Source organism: Frigoribacterium sp. Leaf8 (assembly GCF_001421165.1).
In the GTDB taxonomy this organism is placed as follows: domain Bacteria; phylum Actinomycetota; class Actinomycetes; order Actinomycetales; family Microbacteriaceae; genus Frigoribacterium.
Genome location: NZ_LMKB01000001.1, coordinates 463,120 through 472,408, shown reverse-complemented (window position 1 = coordinate 472,408; position 9,289 = coordinate 463,120). Strand labels below are relative to the sequence as shown.

The following is a 9,289-nucleotide window of genomic DNA, read 5'->3' as shown; positions in this document are numbered from 1 at the left end:
TCGAGTGCTCGGCCAACGTGCACGTGCTGCCGCCCGAGGCCTACCTCGGGTTCGACGCCGAGGCGGCCCGACTCGAGCGCATCGCGAGCCTGCGCGTGCGGGCCGCGGGCTTCGTCGAGAACGTGCGCCGCGCCTCCTGACGTGCGCCGCGCCTCCTGACCGTCGCCGCGCCTCCTGGTCCGACGAGAACCGGGTGGCACCACGCCCGCGTCGTCGAACCACCCTCGTGCGTGGTTGGACGACGCGGGCGTGGTGCGACCTCGACCGGGCGGGCGCGGCGGCGGCCCGGTCGCCTGACCGCAGGAGGCGCGGGTCGCACCGCCGACTGAACGCCGCACCGCCGAAACACGCGGTGCGACGCTCAGTCGGCGGTGCGCTCCGCCCCGAGAGCGCAGGAGTCCCGCCCCGAGAGCGCAGGAGGCGCGGGTCGGCACCGTGGGACCCGCGGGTGGGCGGCGTCCCGGCCCGCTCCCCGGGGCCCGGCGGTACCCTGGTGGGCATGTCGTCACCCGCCTGCCCGTCCCGCGCCCCGCGCCGGGCGCGCACGGCGCAGCAGGCGTTCCCGAAGCGGCTCGTGCTGACGAAGCGCACCTGCGGCACGAACGGCTGGATGAGCCTGTGGGGCAGCAACGCCCACGGCGAGATCGCCGGGTGCCCGCCGCCCGTGGCCTAGCACCGCTCCTCGTCGTCGACGGGTCGAGCGGACGCCCCGCCCTGCCCGCCGACGCTCCCGAAGGACGACGACCATGACCGACCGCACGCCCCCCGACCGCACGCCCGCCGACCCCGCTCCGGCCAGCCCCGCCCCCGCCACCGATCCGGCCGCCGCCCCCGACCCGACCCCCGCCCCTCCTGCCCCCGCCCACGCGCCCCGTGCCGAGGGCCGGGGCGCGCGGCTCTCGCGGTTCCTCAGCCGCGACACGACCGGCGGACTGTTGCTGCTCGCGGCGACCGTGCTCGCGCTCGTCCTGGCGAACAGCCCGGCCGGCTCGTTCTACTCGGCCGTGCGCGACGTGTCGTTCGGCCCCGAGGCGCTGCACCTGGACCTCAGCATGGGCAGCTGGGCGGCCGACGGGCTCCTCGCGATCTTCTTCTTCGTGGTCGGCCTCGAGCTGAAGCAGGAGTTCGTCGCCGGCTCGCTGCGCGACCCCCGGGTCGCCGTGCTGCCCATCGCCGCGGCGGTCGGCGGGGTCGCCCTGCCGGCGCTGCTCTTCACGTTGATCAACCTCGGAGCCGGCCCCGACGCGCTCCAGGGGTGGGCGATCCCCGCGGCGACCGACATCGCGTTCGCCGTCGCCGTGATCGCCGTCGTCGGCAAGCGGCTGCCCCCGGCCCTGCGCACCTTCCTGTTGACCCTCGCCGTGGTCGACGACCTGATCGCGATCACGATCATCGCGGTGTTCTACACGGCGGGCATCGCTTTCGTCCCCTTGCTGCTGGCGCTGCTGCCGCTCGCCGCGTTCGCCGTGCTCGTCCGCCGTGGGGTGCGGGCGTGGTGGCTGCTGATCCCGCTGGGCGTCCTCGCCTGGGCCCTCGTGCACGCCTCGGGGGTGCACGCCACGATCGCGGGCGTGCTGCTCGGCCTGCTCGTGCCCGCGGTGGCGACGGCCCGGGCCGGCGTCACGCACGTCGGACCCGACGGCCACGAGGTGCGGCACCCGCTGACCCACCACTTCGCCGAGCGCTGGAGCCCGGTCTCGTCGGGCGTGGCGGTGCCCGTCTTCGCGTTCTTCTCGGCCGGCGTGACGGTCGGCGGATTCGGCGGGCTGGTCGAGTCGCTGAGCGACAGCGTCGCGATCGGCATCGTCGTGGCGCTCGTGCTCGGCAAGTCGATCGGCATCACCGGGGCGTCCCTGCTCGTGACGCGGCTGCCCGGCATCCGGCTCGATCCGAGCCTGCGCTGGGGCGACGTGCTCGGGCTGTCGTTCGTGGCCGGCATCGGGTTCACCGTGTCGCTCCTGGTCGGCGAGCTCGCCTACGGGGCCGGCAGCGAGCAGGACGACGTGGTCAAGGTCGGCGTCCTCGTCGGCTCGCTCCTCTCGGCCCTGGTCGGCGGCGCGATCCTGGCCGTGCGCGGCCGGGCCCGCGGCCGCCTCGACGCCTGACGGTCCGCCGACCCGCGCCTCCTGCGGTCGCGTGCCTCGGTCACGGCAGCGCAGGAGGCGCGGGTCAGCTCGCGGGACGCGTCGCGACGATCGCCTCCGCGGCCGCGACCAGCAGGCCCTTCATCTCGGGCGTGGCACCGCTCGCGTAGCCGACCTGCAGCCACGATCCGTCGCTCAGGAGGTCGACGTAGCACGAGCTGCCCTCCGAGCTGACGCAGACGAAGGTCGCCGCGTCCGCGCCGGCGACCGACACGGGTTCGCTGTCGTCGACCGGCTCGTAGGCCCATTCGCCGCCGGGGACGATGGTGACCCGGAACTCGCCGAAGGAGCCGTCCGCCACGGGCTGGTCACCGGCCTCGAGGGGCAACACCCATCGGCAGTCGACCGACGAGTCCTTCGTGTCGGAGATGCCGTCGCCGACCTCCGTCCATGTGTGCTCCGCCGGGCCGACCAGTTCCGGTGAACCGACGATGGTGGGGACGTCCGCGCCGCTGAGCACGGAGCAGGTGGCGTCGGCCCAGTCGGTGGCGGGCGGCTGCCAGGCGGCCGTCGGCGTCAGCCCGACGAGAGCGGTCGAGAGGGACCGCAGGGCTGACGAGACGTCGGCCCGTGCCGTGTCCTCGCTCCAGGCGTCGGGTGACGGATCGAACGACCAGGACGAGTCGTCGTAGAACGAGAACGAGATCCACCACGGGTCCGCGACGACGGAGGCGCGGCAGGACGAATTCCCTTCCGTGCCGCACGAGATCACGGACGACCGTCCGAGGCCCAGCGAGGAGTCGCCGGCGTCGTGGCGGTCGCTCGTCCACCGTGTTCCGGTCGTCACGTCGTTCGACACCCGGACGACGACGTTCGAGTACGAGCCGGCTTCGGACCTCCAGACGCAGGAGAGCACGCCCTGCTGGGCCAGACCGGCCTCCGTCGTGCGGTCGTAGTTCTTCGGCAGCAGTTCCGGAGCGTAGACGGGGTCGGGGATGAACGCCGTGAGATCGATGCCGTTCGTCAGCGTCGCGCAGTCGATCGGCGCCGACGGCACCGGTGCGACCACCGGCGCCACCGTCGGCGTCGGCCGCGGCGTCGCCGTCGGCCGGACCGTCGGCGTCGGGGTGGGCGTGCTCGTCGGCGTGGCCGGTGCCGACGCCTGGAACGGCGAGGGCAGCATGCCGAGCGCCAGCGCCCCCGAACCGCCGCCGATCGCCAGCAGGGCGGCCAGGCCGAGGCCGAGGCCGAGGTTCCGGTTGCGCTTCCGGCGCGGGGACTCCGTGGTGCGTTCGAGGACGTTCTGCTTCATCGTGACGAGCATGCGGTTCAGCTCGTCTCCGGTGGGGGGCTCAGAGTTCATCGTTCATCACCGCCTTCTTCTTCAGTCGCGATCGGGTGCGCGACACGCGTTGGGTGACGGCGCCGATGCTCAGGCCGACCTGGGCGGCGGCCTCGCCGTAGGGGCGCCCCTCGATGAGGCAGAGCTCGACGATCTGCCGGTCGACCGGGCCGAGGGCGTCGATCTCGTCGCGGACCCAGCGCAGCCGGTCGCGCGCCTCCTCGCCGTGGTCGGGGGCGACGAGGTCGTCGGGCAGTTCGTCGGTGGCGGCACGGGCCTGCTTGCGGCGCAGGTTCGCGGCGTGGTTGCGGCAGACGACCAGCAACCAGGGCAGCAGCGAGTCCTCGGGAAGGTCGATCTGGTCGACCTTCTTCCAGAGGGTCACGAACGTGTCCTGCACGATCTCCTCGACGTCCATCCGGGTGGCGGCCAGCGCCCACGCGTAGCGGGTCACCGTCGCGGCGTGCCGGTCGAACAAGGCCGACAACGCCCGCTGGTCACCCCCGACCGTGCGTCTGACGAGCTCGTCGTCGCCTTCCGTGTCGTGATCCACGTCCACCCCCTTCACTAGAGGAGTGTCGCGGAACCGGCGAACCTGACACGGGACCCCCGACGGATCGGCGGGCGGCGCGTCCCGACGGCACGGGACCCGGCCACCCGGGGTCGGTACGGTGTCCGCATGACCCCGACCCGCGCCTCCGTCCTGTTCGTCTGCCAGAAGAACGGGGGCAAGTCGCAGATGGCGGCCGGGCTGATGCGTGACCTCGCGGGCGACGGGGTCACGGTCGTGTCGGCCGGCACGACGCCCGGCACCGACCTCAACCCGCAGTCGGTCGAGTCGCTCGCCGAGCTCGGCATCGACCTCGGCGACGAGCACCCCAAGGCCCTCACCGAGCAGATGGTGCGCGACGCCGACGTGGTCGTCGTCCTCGGCCGGGAGGCGCGGGTCGACGAGGTCCCCGGCACCCGCTTCGAGACCTGGATCACCGACGAACCGTCCGAGCGGGGCGTCGAGGGCATGGAGCGCATGCGCCTCGTCCGCGACGACATCCGCGCCCGCGTCGCCGACCTGCACGCCCGCCTCTGACGCCGGGACGAAAGAACGGAGGCGGTGGTGACCTCTCAACGTCACCACCGCCTCCCGGGCCGCCGCTGCCACGGCCACGGCCCACCCGCTCCGACCTCCACCGTGAACCGGGGGCCGGGGCGGGAGTCGGACCGGCTACCCCTTGACGCCGCCGGCGCTCAGGCCGGACTGCCAGAAGCGCTGGAGGAACAGGAACGCCACGACCAGCGGCAGGATCGACACGAACGACCCGGTCAGCACGGTCGAGAACAGCACCTGGGCGCCGCCGCCGCCGGTGGCCGCCTGCTGCCACTGCGCCAGGCCGACCGTCGCCGGGAACAGCGACGGGTCGTTCAGCATGATCAATGGCAGGAAGTAGTTGTTCCAGGTCGAGACCAGGGCGAACAGCAGCACCGTGACGATGCCCGGTGCGAGCAGCCGGGACGCGATCGTCAGGAAGATCCGTAGTTCGCCGGCCCCGTCGATGCGGGCCGCCTCGAGCAGGCTGTCGTCGACCGCCTCGCTCGCGTAGACGCGCATCAGGTAGACGCCGAACGGGCTGACCAGCGACGGCAGGATGATCGCCCACGGGGTGTCGACGAGGTTCGCCGCGCTGAACAGCAGGTAGGTCGGGATCGCCAGCGCCGTCAGCGGCACCATGACCGCCCCGAGGATCAGCCCGAAGACGAACGACCTGCCCTTGAAGACGTACTTGGCCAGCGAGTAGCCGCACATCGTGGCGAGCACCGCCGCACCGACCGAGCTGACCACGGCGTAGAGCACCGTGTTGCCCATCCACTGCACGAAGATGCCGTCCTGGAACGTGAACAGCTGCGCCAGGTTGTCGCCCAGCGCGAAGGTGCGGCCGAAGGCCAGGCCGAACGTCGAGAAGATGTCGCCGTTGGTCTTCGTCGCCTGGATCGCCAGCCAGACCAGTGGCAGCAGGAAGTACGCCAGCGTGATCCAGAGGATCACGGTGAGGATCGGCGTCTTGCGCTTGGACCGCTCGACGCGACGTCGCGGGCGGCGATTGCCCGCGCCTCCGGAGCCCTCGAGGCGGCGGACGGGACGGTCGACGGACGTGGCCCCGGCGGTGTCGACGGGGGCGGGTGCGATCGTCACGACAGTCGCTCCTTGCGTGAGGTGGCGAGCTGCACCACGTAGCTGATGATCATGATGAGGAACCCGAGCAGGAACGCGATGGCCGCGGCGTAGTTGACGTCCTGGTTCTTGAACGCGACGTTGTACGCGTAGAGGTTCGGGGTGAAGTCCGACCCGATCGCGTTGGGCGCGATGCTGTAGAGCAGGTTGGGCTCGTTGAAGAGCTGGAACGACCCGATCACCGAGAAGATCACGGTCAGCAGGATCGCCGAGCGGATCGCCGGGATCTTGATGCTCCACGCCACCCGCCAGGGCCCGGCGCCGTCGATCTCGGCGGCCTCGTACATCTCGGTCGGCACGCTGCGCAGGGCGGCGTACAGCACGATCATGTTGTAGCCGATGAACTCCCAGCTGACGATGTTCATCGTGCTGCCGAGCACGTTCTGCGGCGACAGCAGGTCGGGCGGGGTGAGGCCGACTCCGCTGATCACCTGGGCGATCAGGCCGGACTCGCGGCCGTAGAGGTAGCCCCACATCAGCGTCGCGACGACGCCGGGCACGGCGTACGGCACGAAGATCGCGAGGCGGACGAACTTGCTGCCGGCCACCCGGCCGGTGTCGAGGGCGAGCGCGACGAACAGGGCGATCACGAGCATGATCGGCACCTGCACGAAGAGGAACAGCGCGACCCGCCCGAGGCCGGCCCAGAAGCTCGGGTCGTTCAGTGCGCGGCTGTAGTTGGCGAGGCCCGAGAAGACCTGCCCGCCGACGAGCTGCGAGGTGAAGGTGCTCAAGTAGCCCGCGTAGCCGAGCGGCACGAGGAACATCGCCGCGAAGACGAGCAGGAACGGGATCGCCAGGGCCCAGGCCGCGACGAGCTGCGGTCGGTGCAGCGAGCTCGTGCGCCTCGGGGTGGCGGGCTGACGGGACGAGGAGGCGCGGGTCGCGTCTCGACGAGGAGTGACGGAGGTGGACATGGGGCTCCTTGCCGGGCCGAGGGGGTGCCGCCCGAGGGCGGGCGGCACCCCGTGAGCGCTACTTGACGGTGAAGCCCTGCTGCTTCGCGTAGGCGGTGACGTCGTCCTGCCACGCCGTGAGGGCGGCGGAGAGGTCGGAGTGGTCGGCGATCGCCTTGCCGAGCGTGTCGTTGAAGCTCGAGTAGACGTAGTCCATGAACGGCAGCCACTGGAAGTCGGTGCTGACCGTGTCCGAGACGCCGGCGAAGAGCTCGTTGACCTTCTGGCCGCCGTAGAAGTCCGAGGCGGTGTCGGTGAAGTCGCTGCTCGAGAGGGTGTCGGTCGTCGTCGGGAACAGGAACTGCTCGTTCGCGAAGGCGAGGGTCGACTCGGGGTCGCTGTTCAGGAACTTGCTGAACTCGGCCGCGGCGATCGGGTTCTGCGTGCCCGTGATGACGGCGTCGCTCGATCCGCCCCAGTTGCCCGAGACGTCCTCACCGGCCTTCCACTGCGGGATCTTCGCGGCGGTCCACTTGCCGCTCGTGTTCGCGGCCGTGCCCTGCAGGAAGACGGGGCCCCAGGCGGCGGTCTGCCAGCTGGCGTACTTGCCCGACGAGAAGCCCTGGTACCAGGCGTCGTTGAAGTCGGCGTCGGTCGAGACGAGGTCCTTGTCGATCAGGTCCTGCCAGAACGTGACGACCTTCTGCGTCTCGGTCGAGTCGAGGTCGATGCCGACGGTCTTGTCGCCGTCGTACGAGAACGGCTTGGCGCCGGCCTGCCAGAACAGCCCGACGATCTGGCCGGGGTCGTTGCCGGGCAGGTTCGAGATGTACGAGTCCGTCTTGTCCTTGATCGTCTGCGCGTCGGTCGCGAAGTCGGCCCAGGTCTCGGGCGCCTCCGTCAGCCCCGCCTGCTCGTAGATGTCCGAGCGGTAGAGGTTGCCGAGCGGGCCCGAGTCCTGCGGCACCGACCAGACGCCGGTGTCGTCCGCGACCTGGTTCCAGACCCACGGGACGTACTTCGACTCGAGGTCCGCGCCTCCGTAGGGGGTCAGGTCGACGAGGCTGCCGGTCTGGCGGAAGGACGGGATGTACTGGTACTCGATCTGGGCGACGTCGGGTGCGCCCTTGCCGGCCTTCAGGGCCGTCCGCAGCTTCGGGTACTGCGCGGTGCCGGTGCCCACGTTGACGACGTCGACCTTGATCTTCGGGTACTTGGCCTCGAACAGGTCGACCTCCTTCTGGACGTCGGGCACCCAGGTCCAGAAGGTGAGGGTCGTGTCGGTGTCCATGGCCTTGTCGATGTCGGCCTGCGAGACGGGCGCGGTGTCGCCACCACCACCCGCGCCTCCGCCGGACGGGGCGCAGCCGGTCAGCACGAACGCCGACACGACGGCGAGTGACACGAGCGCCTTTGCTGTGGTCTTTCTCTTCATGGTTGTTCTTCCTCGAGGGGGTGGGGGAGTGGTGCGGGGGATCGGGTGGTGCAGGGGGGACGTGGTGCGGGTCGGTGGGGTGGGGTGGTGCGGGCCGGGTGCTGCGGGGGACGTCGTGCGGGTCGGGCGGCCGGGTCGGGGAGGCCGGGTCGGGCCCCCTACGAGGCGTCGGCGTCGACGAGCTCGTACACGTGGGCCGCGCGCGGGGCGAGGGTCACGGTGGTGCCGGCGGCGACGACCTCCCGGGTCTCGAGGTCGCGCACCGCGGAGGGCGTGGTGACCGTTCCCTCGTGGGCCGACCAGTTCGACACGAACGCGAGCCCGGGGGCTCCGGCCCGTGAACCGGTGGTGACCGTGACCGTCTCGGTCGCCGCCCACGTGCCCGCCGCCGTGGCGGGCACGAGCCACCGGGCGATCGAGCGCGAGAGCTCGGGGTTGGGCACGGTCGCGACGTAGCTGACGCGGCCGGCTCCGGAGGCGCGGGTCGTCAGCATCGCGTCGGCCCCGATCTCGGTCGGCGCGGCCCGCAGCACGACGGTGGCGTCCTCGACGTGCAGGACGTCGGCCCAGCGGGTGCCGGCGGAGCCCGGCTCGAGGACGAAGGGTGCGTCGGCGGGGGCGGCCGGGGCGGTGACGTCCTCGGTGGCCGCGGCCGCGCCTCCTGCGGTCGTGCCGTCGGTGCGCCCGGCGGTGCCGGCGTCCGCGACGTGGACGGCGAGGGGGTGGTCGAGGTTGGTGTACTCCTCGTACCAGACCCCCGCGGGGCCCGAGAGTCGGGCGGGCGCCGGGTCGCGGCGGGCCCGGGCGAGCTCGTCGCCGTAGGCCGTGCGGATGCCCACCACCAGGTGGCCGCCCGCCTCGGCGTACGCGGTGAGCGCGGTGAGCGTGGCGTCGTCGACGACGTACAGCGCCGGCACGACGAGCACGGGGTGCGTCGCGGCCAGCTCGGCCGGGTCGGCGGCGAGGAACTGCGTCACGTGCTGGATGCGCACCTGCACGCCCGCCTCGGCGAGCCCGCGGTAGTGCGCGTCGAACAGGTGGAGGTACGACTCCGGGTCGGGGGTGCCGTCGGGCAGGGCCAGCGGCGGGTACGTCTCGAACGACCACTTGGTCTCGGTCGACCAGAGCATCAGCACGTCGGCGTCGGGCTCGAGGCCGTCGACGGCGCCGCCGACCGCCTTGAGCGTGGCGCCCAGGGCCGAGACCTCGCGATGGATGCGACCGGGACGCTGGCTGTGCGGCAGCACGCCGCCCCAGTAGGTCTCGACGCCGAAGTGCAGCGTGTGCCAGTGCCAGTACTCGACC

Annotated in this window: 9 protein-coding genes; 3 read left to right on the top strand and 6 right to left on the bottom strand. The window is 72.0% G+C overall.

Features of this window, described 5'->3' with window-relative positions:
- Positions 1-499 precede the first annotated feature (499 nt).
- Complete coding sequence (locus tag ASL10_RS15815) at positions 500-673, top strand: hypothetical protein (RefSeq protein ID WP_157485188.1); 174 nt, start codon at positions 500-502, stop codon at positions 671-673.
- 73 nt (positions 674-746) lie between these two features.
- On the top strand, positions 747-2,105 hold the full coding sequence (nhaA, locus tag ASL10_RS02210) for a Na+/H+ antiporter NhaA (protein WP_082460078.1): 1,359 nt from the start codon (positions 747-749) through the stop codon (positions 2,103-2,105).
- A 64-nt stretch (positions 2,106-2,169) separates the two neighbouring features.
- Here the strand turns inward: nhaA and ASL10_RS16670 are convergent, their stop codons facing one another.
- Positions 2,170-3,447, bottom strand: a complete 1,278-nt coding sequence (locus tag ASL10_RS16670; protein ID WP_157485187.1) for a hypothetical protein — start codon at positions 3,445-3,447, stop codon at positions 2,170-2,172.
- Complete coding sequence (locus ASL10_RS02200) at positions 3,437-3,979, bottom strand: RNA polymerase sigma factor (RefSeq protein ID WP_082460151.1); 543 nt, start codon at positions 3,977-3,979, stop codon at positions 3,437-3,439. Before ASL10_RS02200 ends, ASL10_RS16670 begins: the two co-directional genes overlap by 11 nt.
- Positions 3,980-4,105: 126 nt before the next feature.
- On the opposite strand from ASL10_RS02200, the gene ASL10_RS02195 reads away from it, so the two are divergent.
- Positions 4,106-4,513: a low molecular weight phosphatase family protein gene (locus ASL10_RS02195; protein ID WP_056043885.1), complete on the top strand. Its 408-nt coding sequence runs from the start codon at positions 4,106-4,108 to the stop codon at positions 4,511-4,513.
- 135 nt (positions 4,514-4,648) lie between these two features.
- Here the strand turns inward: ASL10_RS02195 and ASL10_RS02190 are convergent, their stop codons facing one another.
- The 4 genes from ASL10_RS02190 to ASL10_RS16445 form a co-directional block, all read right to left on the bottom strand.
- Positions 4,649-5,614 (bottom strand): carbohydrate ABC transporter permease, encoded by a 966-nt coding sequence (locus tag ASL10_RS02190; protein WP_082460077.1) that lies wholly within the window; start codon positions 5,612-5,614, stop codon positions 4,649-4,651.
- Positions 5,611-6,570, bottom strand: a complete 960-nt coding sequence (locus ASL10_RS02185; RefSeq protein ID WP_056043881.1) for a carbohydrate ABC transporter permease — start codon at positions 6,568-6,570, stop codon at positions 5,611-5,613. The genes ASL10_RS02190 and ASL10_RS02185 overlap by 4 nt, the downstream gene beginning before the upstream one ends.
- Positions 6,571-6,628: 58 nt before the next feature.
- Entirely contained in the window at positions 6,629-7,984 is a 1,356-nt protein-coding gene (locus ASL10_RS02180) for an ABC transporter substrate-binding protein (protein WP_056043877.1), read from the bottom strand.
- A gap of 158 nt (positions 7,985-8,142) precedes the next feature.
- Positions 8,143-9,289 (bottom strand): beta-galactosidase trimerization domain-containing protein (locus ASL10_RS16445; RefSeq protein WP_235452313.1); only part of this gene is annotated, 1,147 nt, incomplete at its 5' end.